Annotated in this window: 14 protein-coding genes; 8 read left to right on the forward strand and 6 right to left on the reverse strand. The window is 72.7% G+C overall.

The genetic code is table 11. The annotated features are described in order from the left end of the window. Positions 1 to 13: 13 nt before the first annotated feature. A complete protein-coding gene (locus AB0C33_RS00400; RefSeq protein ID WP_358282188.1) occupies positions 14 to 790 on the forward strand; it encodes an aminoglycoside phosphotransferase family protein in 777 nt (258 codons plus the stop codon). Further along, positions 787 to 1,221 (forward strand): GNAT family N-acetyltransferase, encoded by a 435-nt coding sequence (locus AB0C33_RS00405; RefSeq protein ID WP_358282190.1) that lies wholly within the window; start codon positions 787 to 789, stop codon positions 1,219 to 1,221. Before AB0C33_RS00400 ends, AB0C33_RS00405 begins: the two co-directional genes overlap by 4 nt. On the opposite strand, the gene AB0C33_RS00410 is transcribed toward AB0C33_RS00405, so the two are convergent. Genes AB0C33_RS00410 through AB0C33_RS00425 form a run of 4 tightly spaced genes read right to left on the reverse strand, consistent with a single transcriptional unit; the run spans position 1,211 to position 4,950 of the window. Beyond that, on the reverse strand, positions 1,211 to 2,035 hold the full coding sequence (locus AB0C33_RS00410) for a class II fructose-bisphosphate aldolase (protein ID WP_358282192.1): 825 nt from the start codon (positions 2,033 to 2,035) through the stop codon (positions 1,211 to 1,213). The genes AB0C33_RS00405 and AB0C33_RS00410 overlap by 11 nt on opposite strands. Before the next feature lie 10 nt (positions 2,036 to 2,045). Further along, positions 2,046 to 2,948 carry a 1-phosphofructokinase family hexose kinase gene (locus tag AB0C33_RS00415; protein ID WP_358282194.1) on the reverse strand — a complete coding sequence of 301 codons (903 nt, stop codon included), beginning with the start codon at positions 2,946 to 2,948 and terminating at the stop codon, positions 2,046 to 2,048. Continuing rightward, the gene (gene nagA, locus AB0C33_RS00420; protein WP_358282195.1) at positions 2,948 to 4,081 is read right to left on the reverse strand and encodes an N-acetylglucosamine-6-phosphate deacetylase; all 1,134 of its coding nucleotides are present in this window, start codon (positions 4,079 to 4,081) and stop codon (positions 2,948 to 2,950) included. Before nagA ends, AB0C33_RS00415 begins: the two co-directional genes overlap by 1 nt. Continuing rightward, positions 4,078 to 4,950 carry a sugar isomerase gene (locus tag AB0C33_RS00425; protein ID WP_358282197.1) on the reverse strand — a complete coding sequence of 291 codons (873 nt, stop codon included), beginning with the start codon at positions 4,948 to 4,950 and terminating at the stop codon, positions 4,078 to 4,080. Before AB0C33_RS00425 ends, nagA begins: the two co-directional genes overlap by 4 nt. Before the next feature lie 128 nt (positions 4,951 to 5,078). Between AB0C33_RS00425 and AB0C33_RS00430 the strand changes: the two genes are divergently transcribed. Both AB0C33_RS00430 and AB0C33_RS00435 read left to right on the forward strand, forming a co-directional pair. Next, positions 5,079 to 5,849 carry a DeoR/GlpR family DNA-binding transcription regulator gene (locus tag AB0C33_RS00430; protein ID WP_358282199.1) on the forward strand — a complete coding sequence of 257 codons (771 nt, stop codon included), beginning with the start codon at positions 5,079 to 5,081 and terminating at the stop codon, positions 5,847 to 5,849. A gap of 70 nt (positions 5,850 to 5,919) precedes the next feature. Continuing rightward, complete coding sequence (locus AB0C33_RS00435) at positions 5,920 to 7,656, forward strand: glycerol-3-phosphate dehydrogenase/oxidase (protein ID WP_358282201.1); 1,737 nt, start codon at positions 5,920 to 5,922, stop codon at positions 7,654 to 7,656. Between the two features lie 36 nt (positions 7,657 to 7,692). On the opposite strand, the gene AB0C33_RS00440 is transcribed toward AB0C33_RS00435, so the two are convergent. Both AB0C33_RS00440 and AB0C33_RS00445 read right to left on the reverse strand, forming a co-directional pair. Next, the gene (locus AB0C33_RS00440) at positions 7,693 to 9,690 is read right to left on the reverse strand and encodes a beta-propeller domain-containing protein (RefSeq protein ID WP_358282202.1); all 1,998 of its coding nucleotides are present in this window, start codon (positions 9,688 to 9,690) and stop codon (positions 7,693 to 7,695) included. Between the two features lie 32 nt (positions 9,691 to 9,722). After that, positions 9,723 to 11,882 (reverse strand): protein kinase, encoded by a 2,160-nt coding sequence (locus AB0C33_RS00445; RefSeq protein ID WP_358282204.1) that lies wholly within the window; start codon positions 11,880 to 11,882, stop codon positions 9,723 to 9,725. A 124-nt stretch (positions 11,883 to 12,006) separates the two neighbouring features. Between AB0C33_RS00445 and AB0C33_RS00450 the strand changes: the two genes are divergently transcribed. From AB0C33_RS00450 to AB0C33_RS00465, 4 genes are read left to right on the forward strand one after another with little or no spacing between them, the layout of a single operon-like run. Further along, the gene (locus tag AB0C33_RS00450) at positions 12,007 to 13,512 is read left to right on the forward strand and encodes a succinic semialdehyde dehydrogenase (RefSeq protein ID WP_352318716.1); all 1,506 of its coding nucleotides are present in this window, start codon (positions 12,007 to 12,009) and stop codon (positions 13,510 to 13,512) included. Beyond that, positions 13,509 to 15,167 carry a GMC family oxidoreductase gene (locus AB0C33_RS00455; protein ID WP_358282207.1) on the forward strand — a complete coding sequence of 553 codons (1,659 nt, stop codon included), beginning with the start codon at positions 13,509 to 13,511 and terminating at the stop codon, positions 15,165 to 15,167. The genes AB0C33_RS00450 and AB0C33_RS00455 overlap by 4 nt, the downstream gene beginning before the upstream one ends. 2 nt (positions 15,168 to 15,169) lie before the next feature. Continuing rightward, a complete protein-coding gene (locus AB0C33_RS00460) occupies positions 15,170 to 15,775 on the forward strand; it encodes a TetR/AcrR family transcriptional regulator (protein ID WP_358282209.1) in 606 nt (201 codons plus the stop codon). 5 nt (positions 15,776 to 15,780) lie between these two features. Next, positions 15,781 to 16,521 carry an MBL fold metallo-hydrolase gene (locus AB0C33_RS00465; protein WP_358282211.1) on the forward strand — a complete coding sequence of 247 codons (741 nt, stop codon included), beginning with the start codon at positions 15,781 to 15,783 and terminating at the stop codon, positions 16,519 to 16,521. The last annotated feature ends 8 nt before the right edge of the window (positions 16,522 to 16,529 follow it).

A 16,529-nucleotide genomic window follows, 5' to 3' on the forward strand; every position in this document is an offset into this window, starting at 1 on the left:
ATCCTGCCTTAGCATGGCCGATCTCGTGCACACCCACGTCCTCGACATCGACGGCGACGTCGTCACCAAGCGCTACGTCGACGGCAAGGAGGGCGCGGCCGAGCGCGAGTGGCGGGCGCTCACCCTGCTGGCCGAGCACGCGCCGGGCCTGACCCCGCGGCCGATCGCCTTCGAGGACGGCGTCGTCCGGATGACCAGGATCGACGGCGTGCCCCTGCGCGGCCTGGCGGCCGGGGAGGCGCCGCTGACCGCCATGGCCGAGGCGCTCACGCGGCTGTACGAGGCCGTCCCGCCCGGCGTGCTGGCGGCCGTCCCGGTACGCCCGTGGCAGGTCGAGGCGGTCACCGGCCAGGTCATGGAATGGCTGGCCGCCTGGCGGCCCCGCGGTCCGGAGGCCGACCGCGCGGCCGAGGAGGGCCTGCGCTGGCTGGCGGGCTGGCGTCCGGGGGAGTCGGGCGTACGTCCGGCGTTCGGGGCGGGCGACGGCAACCTGGCGAACTTCCTGTGGGACGGCGTCCGCGTGCGCATCGTCGACTTCGAGGACTCCGGGCGCAGCGACCTGGCCTTCGAGCTGGCCGAGCTGTCCGAGCACGTCTCGATGTGGGTGGACGGCGAGGTGGAGATCGCCGACCGGTTCGAGCTGAGCGGCCCGCAGGCGCGCCGGCTGCGCGACTGCCGCAGGCTGCAGAGCCTGGTCTGGCTGTTCCTGCTCTCGCACGACAGCCCGCGCAATCCGCCCGGCACCTTCGATCGTCAGGTCGACAGGGTGCTGCGATCATTGGGGGCATGAGACTGGCGCAGGAGGCCGACAGAGCCGCCGTCGAGCAACTCGTCCATGACGCCTACCAGCCATGGGCCGAGATCATCGGCACCCGGCCGCTGCCCATGGAGGCCGACTACGCGGCCCTCATCGCCGCGGGCCGGGTGCACGTCACCGACGGTCTCGAAGGGCTGGTCGTGCTCATCCCCGAGGAGGGCGCGCTGCTGGTGGACAACGTGGCGGTGCGGCCCGACCTGCACGGCAGGGGCATCGGCCGGGGCCTGCTGGCCTACGCCGAGCGGGAGGCCGCCCGGCTCGGCCTGCCCGCCCTGCGTCTCTACACCAACGTCAAGATGGCCTCGAACATCGCGCTGTACACCTCGCTCGGCTACGCCGAGATCGGCCGGGCCGACCTCGACGGCCGGTCGGCCGTGGTGATGCGCAAGGAGCTCAGCCGGTGAGCACGCCCAGCAGGTGACTCACCTCGCGGGCCACGGCGTCGCGGCCCGCGTTGAGGTATTTGCGGGAGTCGACCACCCGCTCGTCGTGGGCCAGGTAGTCGCGGACGGCCCGGGTGAACGCCTTGTTCAGGTGGGTGGCGATGTTGATCTTCTTCATGCCGTTGGCCACCGCCTCGCGCAGCACGTCGTCGGGCACGCCGGACGAGCCGTGCAGCACCAGCGGCACCGGCACCGCCGCCCGCAGCTCGGCGATGAGCTCCAGGTCGAGCACGGCGTCCTTGGTGGTCATGGCGTGCGAGGTGCCGACGGCCACGGCGAGCGCGTCGACGCCGGTCCTGGCGACGTAGTCGACCGCCTCGTGGGGCTTGGTGCGGGCGCCGGGCGCGTGCACGCCGTCCTTGCCGCCGACCTCGCCGAGCTCGGCCTCCACCCAGACGCCGCGCTCGTGGCACCAGGCCGCCACCTCGGCCGTGGCCGCCACGTTCTCCTCGTCGGGCAGGGCGGAGGCGTCGTACATCACCGAGCCGAGGCCCAGCGTCACCGCCTCCTCCACCAGCGCGCGGTCGGTGGCGTGGTCGAGGTGGACCGCAACCGGCACCTCCGCGCGGCGCGCGACGGCCAGCGCGGCCAGCGCGACGGGTTCGAGCGCGCCGTGGTAGCGCACGCAGTTCTCGCTGATCTGCAGCACGACCGGCAGGCCGAGCGCCTCGGCGCCGGCCACGATCGCGGTGGCGTGCTCCAACTGGATCACGTTGAACGCGCCCACCCCTGCGGGGGACTGCCGGACGATGTCGCCGATTCCGGCGAGGGCCATGACGAGCTCCTTACGTGATGACGATCTGGGGGTGTATGTCGGCGTAGACCTCGCCGTCGAAGTCGCCGGCGACCGGCGCGGCCACGGCGGCCGCGCCCAGCGCCGCGGCCCGCCGCAGCCGGTCGGGCCACGGGGAGCCCTCGACCAGGCCCAGCGCGAGCCCCGCGACCAGCGAGTCGCCGGCCCCGGTCGGGTTTCCCCGCACGGTGTAGGGCATCCGCGCCCGGAAGGTGCCCTCGCCCGTCACGGCGAGCAGCCCGTCGGCGCCCATGGAGACGACCACGGCCTCGGCCCCCCGCTCGCGCAGCGCCTGGGCGCCCTCCTCGGGGGTGCCGCCGGGAACCGCCCTGGCCAGCTCCTCGGCGTTGGGCTTGACGACGGCCGGCCGGCCCTCCGGCGCGTGCCGCAGCGGGTCGCCGTCTGCGTCGACGATGGCCGGCACGCCCGCGCGGGCGGCGACGGCGGCAAGTGTCGCGTAGAAGTCGGCGGGGACGCCGCGCGGCAGGCTGCCGGAGACCACCACCGCGTCGGCCCCGGCCAGCAGCGACCTGTAGTGTTCCACGAACGCGGCCAGCTCGGCCGCCGTCACCTCGGGGCCGGGCTCGTTGAACAGCGTGGCCCCGCCCGGCTCGGAGACCACCAGCGTGGTGCGGGACTCGGCGGCGATGCCCGTCAGCGCGGCGGGCAGCCCCGCGGCTTGCAGGTCGTGCTCGATCGCGCGACCCGTGGGCCCGCCCGCCAGCCCCGTGACCAGGACCTCCTGGCCGAGGGCGGCCAGCACGCGGGCCACGTTGACGCCCTTGCCGCCGGCCCGCCGGTGGACGGCGCCGACCCGGTTGACGCCGTCCCAGGCGACGGACGGGACCTCGTAGGTCACGTCGAGCGCGGCGTTGAGCGTCACGGTGATGATCATCAGGGCTCCGTGATCCAGTCGCCGTTCTTCATCACGCCGTCGACCTCCAGCTCGCCGGAGAGCACCACCAGGTCGGCCGCCTTGCCGACGGCGATCGAACCGATCTCCTCGGCCAGGCCGAGCACCCTGGCGGGGGTCAGCGAGGCCACCTGGACCGCGTCGGGCAGCGACATGCCGAGCTCGCGCACGCCGCGGCGGAAGGCGGCGTCCATGGTGAGGGTGGAGCCCGCGATGGAGCCGCCCTCGACCAGCCTGGCCACGCCGTCGGTCACGCGCACCCGCATGGGGCCGAGCACGTAGTCGCCGTCGCCGAGGCCCGTGGCCGCCATCGCGTCGGTGATCAGCACCGTCCGGCCGGGCCCGGCCACCTCGTAGGCCAGGCGCAACATCGCCGCGTGCACGTGGACGCCGTCGTTGACCAGCTCGACCGTGACGCGCTCGTCCTCCAGCAGGGCGGCGATCGGGCCGGGCGCGCGGTGGCCGAGCTGCGGCATCGCGTTGTACAGGTGGGTGGCGACGGTGGCGCCCGCCTCGATGGCGGCGATCGCCTGGTCGTAGTCGGCGTCGCTGTGGCCGAGCGCCGCGATCAGGCCCTCGCCGACGGCCGTGCGGATCGTGTCGAGGCCGCCGGGCAGCTCGGCGGCGAGGGTGACCATGCGCGCGTGCCCGCGCGCGGCCTTGACCAGCCCCGACAGCTCCTGCGGCGACGGCTCGCGCAGCAGGGCGGGGTTGTGCGCGCCGCAGCGGGCCTTGGCGATGTACGGCCCCTCGAAGTGGATGCCCGCCAGCAGCCCCTCCTCGCACAGCTCGGCCAGCGAGGAGGCGGCCCTGGACAGCTCGTCGAGCGCGTCGGTGACCAGGCTGGCCATCATCGTGGTCGTGCCGTGCCGCCGGTGCAGGGCCACGGCGTCGCGCGCCTTGTCCTGGTCGCCGGTGGGGAACGACCCGCCCGCGCCGCCGTGGTTGTGGATGTCGACGAAGCCGGGGACGACGTGCCGCCCCCCGAGGCTCAGGCCGGGGCTGGGGGCCGATCCGTGGCCGACATGGGTGATGCGGCCGTCTTCGATGGTCAGCCACCCTTCGTGCACCCCTTCGGGGGTCACGATCCGGGCGTCGGCGAGAGTAAGGCTCATGAAGAAAGGATCACAGATCGCGTGAGGTGCATGGGCTCGTCGGGGTTCAGCCCACGGGCGAAGGCCCGCGCGACCGCCACCCGCTGGGCGCGCACCAGCTCGGCCATGGGGTCGAGGCCGCTGTCGAAGAACGTGCCGCCGGTCGCCTCGACCTGCTCGCGCAGGCCCTCGGGGGCGTCGCCGAGCATCCACGTGACGCGGCCGGGGCCCGCGATGCTGATCGGGCCGTGCCGGTACTCCATCGCCGGGTACGCCTCCGTCCACGACCGGGACGCCTCGCGCATCTTCAGCGCGGCCTCCTGGGCCAGGCCGACCGACCAGCCGCTGCCGAGGAAGCTGAACTGCTCGGCCTCGACGAGCCCGGCGGGCAGCGGCTCGGCCAGGGCCCGCTCGGCGTCGGCGATCGCGCCGGTCAGGTCCTCGCCGAGGCTGGCGCGGAGCATGGCGAGCTGGGTGGTGGCGAAGCGGGTCTGCACGACGGAGCTCTCGTCGGCGTAGTCGAGCACGATGACCTCGTCGGCGGCCGTCATGACCGGCGTCTTCGGGTCGGCGGTGATGGCCGTCGTGCGTGCGCTCGTCCTGGACAGCAGCTCCAGCACCTCGGTCGTGGTGCCGGACCGGGTCAGCGCGAGCACCCTGTCGTAGGGGCGGCCGATCGGCGCCTCGGACGCGGCGAACGCGTCGGTCTCGCCCAGCCCGGCCCGCTCGCGCAGCGTGGCGTAGGCCATCGCGATGAACCAGGACGTGCCGCAGCCGACGACGGCCACCCGCTCGCCGGGCTCGGGCAGCGCGCCCGCGGGCACGTCGGCCACCGCGCGGCGCCAGCAGGACGGCTGGGACTCGATCTCGGCTTCGGTATGGGTGGTCACCGCGTTCCTCCCCGTTGGTGTTTGTTTCTGCCTTTTTTATACAGTAAAAGCGCAGTTTTGTGCAGTGGTCGCTCTCGCCTCCCTGCCTGTGCCACGCTTGATCCCGTCCGGATCTCATTGGAGGCTTCGTGTCCCGCTACGATCGCTGGAACGCCATCCTGGAGCTGCTCGCCCAGGAGGGCAGGCTGTCGGTGGAGGAGGCCGCCCAGGCGCTCGACGTCTCGACCGCCACGATCCGGCGTGACTTCGACCAGCTCGCCCAGCAGCAGATGCTCATGCGCACGCGCGGCGGAGCCGTCGCCCAGAGCGTCAGCTACGACCTGCCGCTGCGCTACAAGACGGCCAGGCACGCCGACGAGAAGCACCGCATAGCGGCCGCGGCGGCCGACCTGGTGAGCGCGGGCGCCGTGGTCGGGCTCAACGGCGGCACCACCACCTCCGAGCTGGCCCGCACCCTCGCCACGCTGTCCACGCTGGAGAGCGGGTTCACGATCGTCACCAACGCCCTGAACATCGCCGCCGAGCTGACCGTGCGGCAGCACGTCAAGATCGTGGTCACCGGCGGGGTGGCCAGGCAGCAGTCGTACGAGCTGATCGGGCCGCTGGCCTCGGGCGTGCTCGAACAGGTCACCCTCGACGTGGCCTTCCTCGGCGTCGACGCGATCGACGTCGAGCTGGGCGCCTCGGCCCACCACGAGGGCGAGGCCAGCGTGAACAACCTGCTGATCAGCCGGGCCGCCCAGGTCGTCGTGGTGGCCGACTCCTCCAAGGTGGGCCGGCGGGCCTTCTCCCGCATCTGCCCGATCGAGCAGATCGACACGCTGGTCACCGACGAGCGGCTCTCCGACGAGCTCACCGGCCGGCTCACCGACGCGGGCGTCAAGGTCGTACGCGCCTGAGCCGTCCCTTGCGTTACATGGAACCGGGCGTACGGGTAGGTACTGACCGCAGTCGATGCAAGGGGAGACGATGACGGCGGGTAGGAGCGTGGCCCGGCTCGGGCCCACCGAGCGCGCGGCGGCGCTGGCGGAGATGTCCGCCCAGGAGTTCGACGTGGTCGTGGTCGGCGGCGGCGTGGTGGGGGCGGGCACCGCGCTCGACGCCGCCACCCGGGGCCTCGACGTGGCCCTGCTGGAGGCCCGCGACTTCGCCTCAGGCACCTCGTCGCGCTCGTCCAAGCTCATCCACGGTGGCCTGCGCTACCTGGAGCAGCTCAACTTCGACCTGGTGCGCGAGGCGCTGCAGGAGCGGGCGCTGCTGCTCCAACGCTTGGCGCCGCACCTCGTCCGGCCGGTGCCGTTCCTGTTCCCGATGACCCATTTCGGGTGGGAACGCGGGTACGTGGGCGCCGGCGTGGCGCTCTACGACACGCTCGGCTTCACCTCCGGGGTCACCCGCGGGGTGCCGGGCCATCGGCATCTGTCCAGGTCACGGGCGTTGCGGCTGGCCCCGGCGCTGAAGAAGAGCGCACTCACCGGCGCCGTCCAGTACTGGGACGCCCAGGTCGACGACGCCCGTTACGTGATGACCATGCTGCGCACCGCCGCCACGTACGGCGCCCGGATCGCGCCGCGCGCCCAGGTGGTCGGGTTCCTGCGGGAGGGCGAGCGGGTCACCGGCGTGCGGGCGCGCGACCTGGAGACCGGCGCCGAGTTCGACGTACGCGCCCAGCAGGTCGTCAACGCCACGGGCGTGTGGACCGACGACATCCAGGAGCTGGTCGGCGGGCGCGGCCAGATCCACGTACGGGCCTCCAAGGGCATCCACCTGCTGGTGCCGCGCGACCGCATCCACTCCCGCACCGGCATCATCCTGCGCACGGAGAAGTCGGTGCTGTTCGTGATCCCGTGGGGCCGCCACTGGATCATCGGCACCACCGACACCGAGTGGACACTCGACAAGGGCCATCCGGCCGCCTCCCGGGCCGACATCGACTACCTGCTCGACCACGTCAACGCCGTGTTGTCGGTGCCGCTGACCCGCGACGACGTCGAGGGCGTCTACGCCGGGCTGCGTCCGCTGCTGTCGGGGGAGTCCGACGAGACGTCGAAGTTGTCGCGCGAGCACGTCGTGGCGCATCCGGTGCCGGGGCTGGTGATGATCGCCGGCGGGAAGTACACGACGTACCGGGTCATGGCCCGCGACGCGGTGGACGCGGTGGCGCACGGGCTCGACCAGCGGGTGCCGCGCTCGTGCACCGACCGCATCCCGCTGGCCGGGGCCGAGGGCTACCAGGCGCTGTGGAACTCCCGCTACCGCCTGGCCCACACCTCGGGCCTGCACGTCGCCCGGATCGAGCACCTGCTCCAGCGCTACGGCTCGCTCATCGACGAGGTGCTCCAGCTGATCGAGGACGATCCGTCGCTGGGCCGGCCGCTGGCCGGGGCCGACGACTACCTGCGGGCCGAGATCGTCTACGCCGCCACCCACGAGGGCGCCAGGCACCTCAACGACGTGCTGACCAGGCGCACGCACATCTCCATCGAGACCTTCCACCGCGGCCTGGCCGTGGCGCAGGAGGCCGCCGAGCTGCTGGCCGGGCCGCTCGGCTGGGACGCCGAGCAGGTGAAGCGCGAGGTGGAGTACTACACCAAGCGCGTCGAGGCCGAGCGGCGCTCCCAGGAGCAGGACTCCGACCAGGAGGCCGACGCCATCCGGCTGGGCGCCCCCGAGATCGTGCCCGTGGTCGCGCCGGAGCGCGGGTGACCGTTCCGGCGGACCGGTCCCCCGCCCTCACGCGGGTCAGCGCAGCGGGATCCAGGCCTGACGGGCCAGCGTCGTGGCGTCGTTGACCTGGAGGCCGTCCCAGGACAGCGTCCAGAGGGCGTCACCGATGACGATCGAGCGCTGGATGCCGGGCTGGTAGGTGTAGTCCTTGTCCTGGTGGGTGGGGTGCTTGATCATGCCGAGCCTCTTGACGGCCGAGTCGTCGATCTTCAGCACGAGCGCGCCCGACTCCTTGGGGGTCATCAGCGGGAGCACCGACAGGCCGGTCTTCGGCCAGTACAGGAACGCGTGCGGGTCCCACTCGGCCTCGGAGCCCGACTCCTTCTGGAAGAGCTGCGACAGCCTGCGCGGGGCGGCCGGGTCGCTGACGTCGAACAGCGAGACCTGCGTGCCGAGCGTCCTGCCCTTGTCGCTGGCCTCCTGGCCGATGCCGATCAGCCGGCCGTCCGCGCCGGGGTGCAGGTAGGCCGAGTAGCCGGTGATCTTCAGCTCGCCGGTCACCTTGGGGGCGGCCGGGTCGCGCAGGTCGAGCGTGTAGAGCGGGTCCACCTGCTTGAACGTCACGACGTAGCCCACCGGGCCGATGAACCGGACCGAGTAGATGCGCTCGCCCTTCCCGAGGCCGCCGACCTCGCCGGTCTTGGCCATGGTGGCGGCGTCGAGCACGTACACGCTGCTGGCGCTGTTACCGCCGTCGGTGGCGGTGAGGGTGGTGGCGACGCGGAGGTGGCCCTCGTACTCCGACAGCGAGTACTGGTTCAGCAGGCGGCCGGGGACCTTGCCGGAGGCCACGTACGAGGGGGCGCCGGCGGCGCTGATGTCGAACCGGTGGACCTCGGTCTCCTCGGGCGGAGCCGTGGGGGTGGGCTCGGGTACGGGCTCGGAGGTGGCGGGCGTGGCCGGGGCGCTGCTCGTCACGGCCGGGTCGCTCGGGGTGGGCTCGACGGCCGGGGCGGCGCCGTCGGTGGCCGTCGGCACGGGCTCGATCGGCATCGGCTCGGTGACCACCGGGAACCACCAGCGGGGGTTGCTGGCGACGTACAGGCTCGTGCCGCTGCCGTAGACGGTGTCGCCGTCGGCGGCCAGGCTGATGGGCTCGGTGCCGGTCGCGGCGACGTCCTGGGTCAGGTCGATGCTGTGGACGGTGAGCAGCGAGGTGCCGGTGTAGTCGGCGGGGTGGCTGACCCGCTCGCACTTGACCGTGTCCTTCTTGACCGCGCCGGACCCACCGGTGATCTCGACCGTGGGCAGCCAGGCGGACAGCGGCGCCCGCCGGACGACGTCCTGGTTGGCCTTCTTGCGGTCGGCCTCGGAGGCGTCCGGGCTCTTGGGCTCGGGGAAGGTGATGTCGGGCTGGCTGCGGGTGACGAGCCGGACCGTGGAGCCGATCATCCTGGCGTCCACGTACGAGCCCTGCGCCCGGATCGTGCTGAGCACCTTCGGCTGCCCGGCCAGGTCGACCACGACGTAACGGGTCTCTCCGGGCGGCGCGAAGGACTTCACCATGATGTCGCCGCCGCGGAACAGCACCAGCGCGCGGTCGCCGGAGAGCAGCAGGTCGGCGGGGGCGAAGGTCGGCTCGTCCTTCTTGGTGAGCTTGAGCGAGGCGGTGACCTTCTTGGTCGCGGTGTCGATGACCCGCAGGGTGCCGTCCACGACCGTGACGATCCGGTTGCCGTCGGTCTTGACCAGGTCGGGCTCGTCCACGCCCGCCTCGTGCACGTTCGTGGTGGAGTGCTCGGGGGTGTCGGAGGTGGTCTTCGCCCGCGCGGTGGCGGCGGTGTCCTCCATGTACATGATCTGCGGGCCGCCGAACCCCCACGGGCCGACGTTCTCCGCGGCGTGCTCCCGCAGGCCCGACAGCATGTCGTCGCAACTGTCGTAGGCGACCAGGCGGACGGCGTCGAGCGTGACCTTCGGCACGGGCGCCTGGCCGGTGGCCGCCGAGGTGCAGGCCGTCGTGGCCATGGCGAGGGCCGCGGCGGTCACGGCCGTACGGAACAGCGTCTTCATGACCTCCATGACGGCTGCGCGGGCCGGATGGTTCAGGAGCCCTTGGCCGGGTTGGCGGTGAAGACCGGGCTGAAGTCGACGTCTTCCGGCACATCGAGGATCTTGCGGAGCAGGGTGCCCTTGAGGTCGACGACCTGGATCTCGTCCCTGGTGTTGTTGTCCTGCTCCCAGCAGTAGAGGTGGGTGTCGTCGTACCAGCCGAGCACCTTGTCGCAGTCGGAGGCGAACTTGTGCGTGCGGTCGCCCGACTTGACGTCCCACACGCAGGTGTCGCCGTCGCTGCCGTTGGGGCAGGTGGACAGGAACGACTCGCCCGAGGGGGAGAAGACGTCCTGGGTGCCGGCGGGCAGCGTGCCGATCGAGCGCAGGTCGCGGGTGGCCTTGCCGTCGGCGTCGAAGAAGCGCAGGCTGCGGTTCTTCTCCGGGCCGAAGGTGTTGATCACGCCCGTGCCCTCGCCGTCCCAGCCGAAGGCGGTCTTGCGGACGGCGGAGTCGTCCACCATGACGGTCTTCGCCTTCTTCGTGGCGACGTCCACGATGACGAAGCCGGGGTAGGTCCAGGTGTCGCCGCTCTTCCGCTCGATGTTGAGCAGGATCTTGGAGCCGTCCTCGGACCAGCCGCGGATGCTGGCGATCAGCGGGCCGCGGACGGTCTTGATCGTGGTGCGCTCGCCCGTCTGGCGGTCGCTGACGATGATGTAGTCGTAGTTGTCGTCGGTGTACTTGCGGCCGCGGGTGGCCAGGTAGCGGCCGCCGGGGGAGACGTTCGACTCCCAGTTGCCGGCGTACTTGCGGAACGGCCCGCGCAGCGAGTCCCTGGCGTGGTCGATCCAGTCCTCCTTCTTCTTGTCGTAGATCTCGTAGGAGGTCAGGACGATCGCGTCGGAGGTGTTCTCATAAAGGCCGATCGCGGCGCCGGGCAGCGCCTTGCGCGGCCCCTCCTCGGGGACGGAGACCGGCGCGACCGACGCCGCGACCGACGGCGTGGCGGGCGGCACGCTGCGCCCGGACGGCTGGGCGGACGCGGGCGTCGTGACGCCGCCGTCGGCGGCCAGGGGCGTCCTGTTGTTGGCGATGAGCACGACGAGCCCGGCCAGCACGAGTAAGGCGACGGCCAGCGTGGCCCCGATGACCAGCGGCGCCCTGCTCTTCCCGGCCGGCCGCCGGGGGTGGACGCCCGGGTGGGTGGGCTGCGCGTACGGGCCCGGCGGGTGCCACTGCTGCTGCGGGTACGGCTGCCGGCCCCCCGGCACCGGCCCGGTCATCGGCCCGTGCGGAGGCCCCTGTGCAGGCCCCTGTGGAGGCCCCTGCGGCGGTCCCTGCGGGTGCTGCTGCGGCGGTCCCGCCATCGGCCGCGCCACCGGCCCGGTCATGGGCGGCCCGGCGGGGACGGCCTCGGCGGCGGCCGCGGCGAGGATGGGCGAGTTCGCCGGCATCGGGTGCTGGAGCAGGCGCATGATCACCTGCTCGGCCGTCGGCCGCTGCGCCGGGTCCTTGGCCAGGCACGCGGCCACGACGTCACGCAGCGCGCCGTCGAGCACGCCCAGGTCGGGCTGCTGGTTGAGGACCCGGTTGATCACCGCGGGCATGGTGTCGCTGCCGAACGGCGCCCGCCCCGACGCCGCGTAGACCATCGCGCTGGCCCACGAGAACATGTCGGCCGCCGGCCCGGCGGTGTGGCCCATGATCTGCTCGGGCGGCATGTACGACGGCGTGCCCACGACCATGCTGCTGATCGTCGAGGTCGCGTTGAGCGCCCGCGCGATGCCGAAGTCGATCACCCGCGGGCCGTCCGCGCCCAGGATGACGTTGGCGGGCTTGAAGTCGCGGTGGACGATGCCGGCCTGGTGGATGGCGGCCAGCGCGGTCGCGGTGCCGATGGCCAGCCGGTGCAGCGTGGACCCGGTGCGCGGCCCCTCCTCCTGCACCACCCGTTGCAGCGATGGCCCCTCGATGAACTCGCTGACGATGAACGGCCGGTCCAGCTCGACGCCGGTGCCGAGGACGGCCGCGGTGCAGAACGGCGCCACCTGCTGGGCCACCTGGACCTCGCGCAGGAACCGCTCGACGCTCACGTCGTCGCCGGACAGGTCGGGGCGCAGCCATTTGACGGCGACGTGCGCGCCGGAATGATCTTTCGCGAGGTAGACGACGCCTTGGCCGCCCTCGCCAAGCCTGCCGAGGAGGTCCATGCCGGCCAGACTCGCCGGATCTCCCGGGCGTAGCGGAGCGAACGATGGCATAAGAGGATTCTGACCCCACCCCGCGAATCCGCAAAAACTACCCGCCGGTAGCCAAGCGGAATATCCTTCGGGCATGCACGTCACGTCCAGCGGCAAGACCCGGGAGATCACCGCCCCCTTCACCGGCGAGCCGCTCGCCGAGCTGCCCATTTCCACGGCCGACGACGTACGCCTGGCCTACGAGCGCGCCAGGGCCGCCCAGGCCGAGTGGGCGGCCAGGCCCGCCGCGGCGCGGGCCAGACCGTTCCTGCTGCTGCACGACGCCATCCTCGACCGCAGGGACGAGATCCTCGACATCGTCCAGAACGAGACCGGCAAGGCCCGCAAGCACGCCTTCGAGGAGGTGCTCGACGTCGCCGGGTGCAGCCTCTACTACGCCCGGCGGGCGTCCGGCCTGCTCGCGCCGCGCACCCGCAAGGGCATCTTCCCCGGCGCCACCCGGGTGACCGAGCTGCGCCAGCCCAAGGGCGTGGTCGCGCTGATCTCCCCGTGGAACTACCCGCTCTCGCTCGGCGTCACCGACGCCGTGCCGGCGCTGCTGGCCGGGAACGCGCTGGTGCACAAGCCGGACACCCAGACCGCCATGTCCACCTTGTGGACCATCGACCTGCTGGCCGAGCTGGGCATGCCGCGTGAGATCTGGCAGGTCGTGCTGGGCGAGCCCGCCGAGATCGGCGACGCGCTGCTCGACGACGCCGACTACGTCGCGTTCACGGGTTCGACCAGGGGCGGCAGGAAGATCGCCGAGGAGGCGGCCAAGCGGCTCATCGGCTGCTCGCTGGAGCTCGGCGGCAAGAACCCGATGGTGGTGCTCGAAGACGCCGACGTGCCGCTCGCCGTCCAGGGGGCGATCCGGGCCTGCTTCACCAACGCCGGCCAGCTCTGCCTGTCCATCGAGCGGCTGTACGTGCACACGTCGGTGTTCGACGACTTCGCCGCGCGCCTGGTCAGGCAGGTCGGCAACCTCAAGCTCGGCGCGGGCCACGACTGGTCGGTCCAGATGGGCTCGCTCACCTCGCAACGCCAGCTCGACGCGGTCAGCGCCCACGTGGACGACGCCGTGGCCAAGGGCGCGACCGTGCTGACCGGCGGCCGGGCCAGGCCCGACCTCGGCCCGCTGTTCTACGAGCCGACCGTGCTCACCGGCGTGCGCGACGACATGGACCTGTGCCGCAACGAGACGTTCGGGCCGGTGGTCGCCCTCTACCCCTTCGACTCGGAGGAGGAGGCGATCGAGCTGGCCAACGACACCATCTACGGCCTGAACGCCTCTATCTGGACCACCGACCCGGCCCGCGGCCGCGCCCTGGCCGCCCGCGTCAAGGCCGGCACGGTCAACATCAACGAGGGGTACGGCTCGGCCTACGCCTCCTACGACGCGCCCATGGGCGGCATGAAGGCGTCGGGCCTCGGCCGCCGGCACGGCGCGGAGGGCCTGCTGCGCTACACCGAGTCCAAGACCGTGGCCTCGCAGGCGTCCTGGCTGGGCTTCGAGCCGCCCTTCGACCTGACGTACGAGACGTGGGCCGACGTCCTGGCCGGCACCCTCAAGGCGATGCGGAAGCTGCGGATCAAGTGACGTTCGACGTTCTGGTCATCGGGTCGGGGTTCGGCGGCAGCGTCTCGGCGCTGCGGCTGAGCGAGAAGGGGTACAAGGTCGGCGTGCTGGAGGCGGGCCGCCGGTTCGACGACTCCGCGCTGCCGGCCACCTCGTGGAAGCTGCGCGACTTCCTGTGGGCGCCCTGGCTCGGCATGAAGGGCATCCAGCGCATCCACGTGCTGCGCGGCGAACGCGGCACCGGCGTGATGGTGCTGGCCGGAGCCGGGGTGGGCGGCGGGTCGCTGGTCTACGCCAACACCCTCTACGAGCCGCTCGACCCGTTCTTCCGCGACCCGCAGTGGGCCGGCATCACCGACTGGAAGGCGGAGCTGGCCCCCCACTACGACCAGGCCAGACGCATGCTCGGCGCGGTCACGAACCCCACCGTCACCCGCGCCGACGACGTCATGCGCCGGGTCGCCGAGAAGATGGGCGTGGGCGACACCTTCCACCTGGCCCCGGTCGGCGTCTACTTCGGCGAGGACGGCGTCGACCCGTACTTCGGCGGCGCCGGGCCGCGGCGGCGCGGCTGCATCGAGTGCGGGCAGTGCATGACCGGCTGCCGCCACGGCGCCAAGAACACGCTGGTCAAGAACTACCTCCACCTGGCCGAGCGGGCGGGGGCCCGGGTCTACGCCGAGTGCACGGTCACCTCGGTGCGCCCGCTGCCCTCCGGCGGCTACCGGGTCGTCGCCCGCCGGACGGGGTCGGCGCTGCGCCGCCGTTCGTTCACGGCCAAGCAGGTGATCTTCGCGGCCGGCACGTACGGCACCCAGCGCCTGCTGCACAAGCTGCGCGCCACCGGCGACCTGCCCGGCCTGTCGCCCAGGCTCGGCACGCTGACCAGGACCAACTCCGAGGCCCTGCTCGGCTTCGAGCGCACGTCGGCGGGCGGCGAGAAGCTCAACAAGGGCGTGGCCATCACCTCCTCCATCCACCCCGACGCCGAGACCCACATCGAGCCCGTGCGCTACGGCGACGGCTCCAACGCCATGGGCCTGCTGCGCACCCTGCTCGTGGACGGCGGCCAGCCGAGGTGGCCGGCGCTGTTCCGGGAGATCGCCGCGCGGCCCCTGGAGGCGCTGCGGCTGCTCGACCTGCGCCGCTGGTCGGAACGGACCGTCATCGCGCTGGTCATGCAGGCCAAGGACAACTCGATCACCGTCCGGCGCACCCGCTGGGGGCTGCGGTCGGCCCGCGGCCACGGCGAGCCCAACCCGACCTGGATCCCGGCCGGGCACGAGGCCGTCCGGCACGCGGCGGCCGAGATCGGCGGGGTGCCCGGCGGCACCTGGCTCGACCTGTTCGACATCCCGACGACGGCCCACTTCCTGGGCGGCTGCGTGATCGGCGACTCGCCCGAGACCGGCGTGATCGACGCCTATCACCGCGTCTACGGCCACGAGGGGCTGCACGTCGTGGACGGCTCGGCGGTGTCGGCCAACCTCGGGGTGAACCCGTCGCTCACCATCACCGCGCAGGCCGAGCGGGCCATGTCCCTGTGGCCCAACGCCGGCGACCCCGATCCCAGGCCCGCCACGGGCTCGCCGTACGTCCGGCTGCCCCCGGTGGCGCCCCGCCGGCCCGCCGTGCCGGAGCGGGCGCCGGGGGCACTCCGTCTGTATACACTGTAAACGTGAGCGAACGAGGGACGGCTGCGCGCATCGAGGCCGTGGCCCGGCAGATCCTGCTGGAGGAGGGCGCCGACGCCGTCAGCATGCGGCGGGTCGGCGAGGCCGTGGGCGTCACCGCCATGGCCATCTACCGGCACTTCCCCAACAGGGAGGCCCTGCTGCGCGCCGTCGCCGACGCCGCCGCCCGCGAGCTGGCCGAGGCGTGGACCCGCAGGCCCAGCGCGGGCGACGTGGAGCAGCGCATGATGGCGGCGCTCGACGACTTCCTCGACTTCGCGCTCGGCAGCCCCCACCTGTACAACTTCCTGACCTCCGACGCATGGGCGCGGGCCCGCCGCTTCCCCGAAGACTTCCGCGACGGCCAGGGCCCGCCGTTCAGCGTGGTGGTGGCGCTGGCCGAGGAGGGCATGCGCGCGGGCGTGCTGCGCGAGGACGACCCGCTGGAGACCGCGCTCGCGGTCACGGCGAGCACCCAGGGCCTGGTCCAGCAGTACCTGAGCGGCCGGATGAGCATGGCCGAGCCCGACTTCCGCGCCCTGTGCCACCGCACGGTGACCCGGGTGCTCAACGGCGTGCGGAATAAACCTTCTGTGCCCCTTTGTCCTTGACGGACATGAAGATTCGTTACGCCGGTGGCCCGACCGCCGTCATCGAGCTGGGCGGCGTCCGGCTGCTGGTCGACCCCACCTTCGACGCGCCGGGCGACCACCCGGTCGGCGCCAGGGTGCTCAAGAAGACGGCCGGCCCCGCCTTCGGCCCCGACGAGGTGGGCCCGGTGGACGCCGTGCTGCTCTCGCACGACCAGCACCCCGACAACCTCGACGACGCGGGCCGCGCGTTCCTCGCCGCGGCCCCGCTGGCGCTGTCCACCGTCTCGGCGGCCGAGCGCGTCGGCGAGCCGGTGCGCGCCCTGCCCAACTGGAGCGAGACCGAGGTCGGCCCGCTGCGGGTGACCGGTGTGCCCGCCCAGCACGGCCCCGACGGGACCGAGCACCTGACGGGCGAGGTCACCGGCTTCGTGCTCAGCGGCGAGGGCCTGCCCACCGTCTACGTGAGCGGCGACAACGCCTCGCTCGACGTCGTGCGGGCCGTGGCCGCCAGGTTCCCGCGGATCGACGTGGCGCTGCTGTTCGCGGGCGGCGCGCGCACCCCGCTCGTGGACGGTTTCCTGACGCTGACCAGCGAGGACGCCGTCACCGCCGCCGACATCCTGGGCGCGCGGCACGTCGTCCCGCTGCACTTCGAGCAGTGGGCGCACTTCACGCAGGGCCGCGACACGCTGGAGAAGGCGTTCGCCGGGCTCGGCGAGCGGTTCGTGCTGCTCGCCCCTGGCGAACAGGTCGAGCTTTCCTGAGCTCGTCC

The sequence above is a fragment of the Nonomuraea sp. NPDC048881 genome (assembly GCF_040649795.1).
In the GTDB taxonomy this organism is placed as follows: Bacteria; Actinomycetota; Actinomycetes; order Streptosporangiales; family Streptosporangiaceae; genus Nonomuraea.

Bases quoted from the DNA above. Each gene is read 5' to 3' on its own strand.
- AB0C33_RS00445 (WP_358282204.1), bottom strand. From the start codon at position 11,882: ATGGACCTCCTCGGCAGGCTTGGCGAGGGCGGCCAAGGCGTCGTCTAC.
- AB0C33_RS00400 (WP_358282188.1), top strand. From the start codon at position 14: ATGGCCGATCTCGTGCACACCCACGTCCTCGACATCGACGGCGACGTC.
- AB0C33_RS00405 (WP_358282190.1), top strand. From the start codon at position 787: ATGAGACTGGCGCAGGAGGCCGACAGAGCCGCCGTCGAGCAACTCGTC.
- AB0C33_RS00465 (WP_358282211.1), top strand. From the start codon at position 15,781: ATGAAGATTCGTTACGCCGGTGGCCCGACCGCCGTCATCGAGCTGGGC.
- AB0C33_RS00450 (WP_352318716.1), top strand. From the start codon at position 12,007: ATGCACGTCACGTCCAGCGGCAAGACCCGGGAGATCACCGCCCCCTTC.
- AB0C33_RS00435 (WP_358282201.1), top strand. From the start codon at position 5,920: ATGACGGCGGGTAGGAGCGTGGCCCGGCTCGGGCCCACCGAGCGCGCG.
- nagA (WP_358282195.1), bottom strand. From the start codon at position 4,081: ATGAGCCTTACTCTCGCCGACGCCCGGATCGTGACCCCCGAAGGGGTG.
- AB0C33_RS00440 (WP_358282202.1), bottom strand. From the start codon at position 9,690: ATGAAGACGCTGTTCCGTACGGCCGTGACCGCCGCGGCCCTCGCCATG.
- AB0C33_RS00410 (WP_358282192.1), bottom strand. From the start codon at position 2,035: ATGGCCCTCGCCGGAATCGGCGACATCGTCCGGCAGTCCCCCGCAGGG.
- AB0C33_RS00415 (WP_358282194.1), bottom strand. From the start codon at position 2,948: ATGATCATCACCGTGACGCTCAACGCCGCGCTCGACGTGACCTACGAG.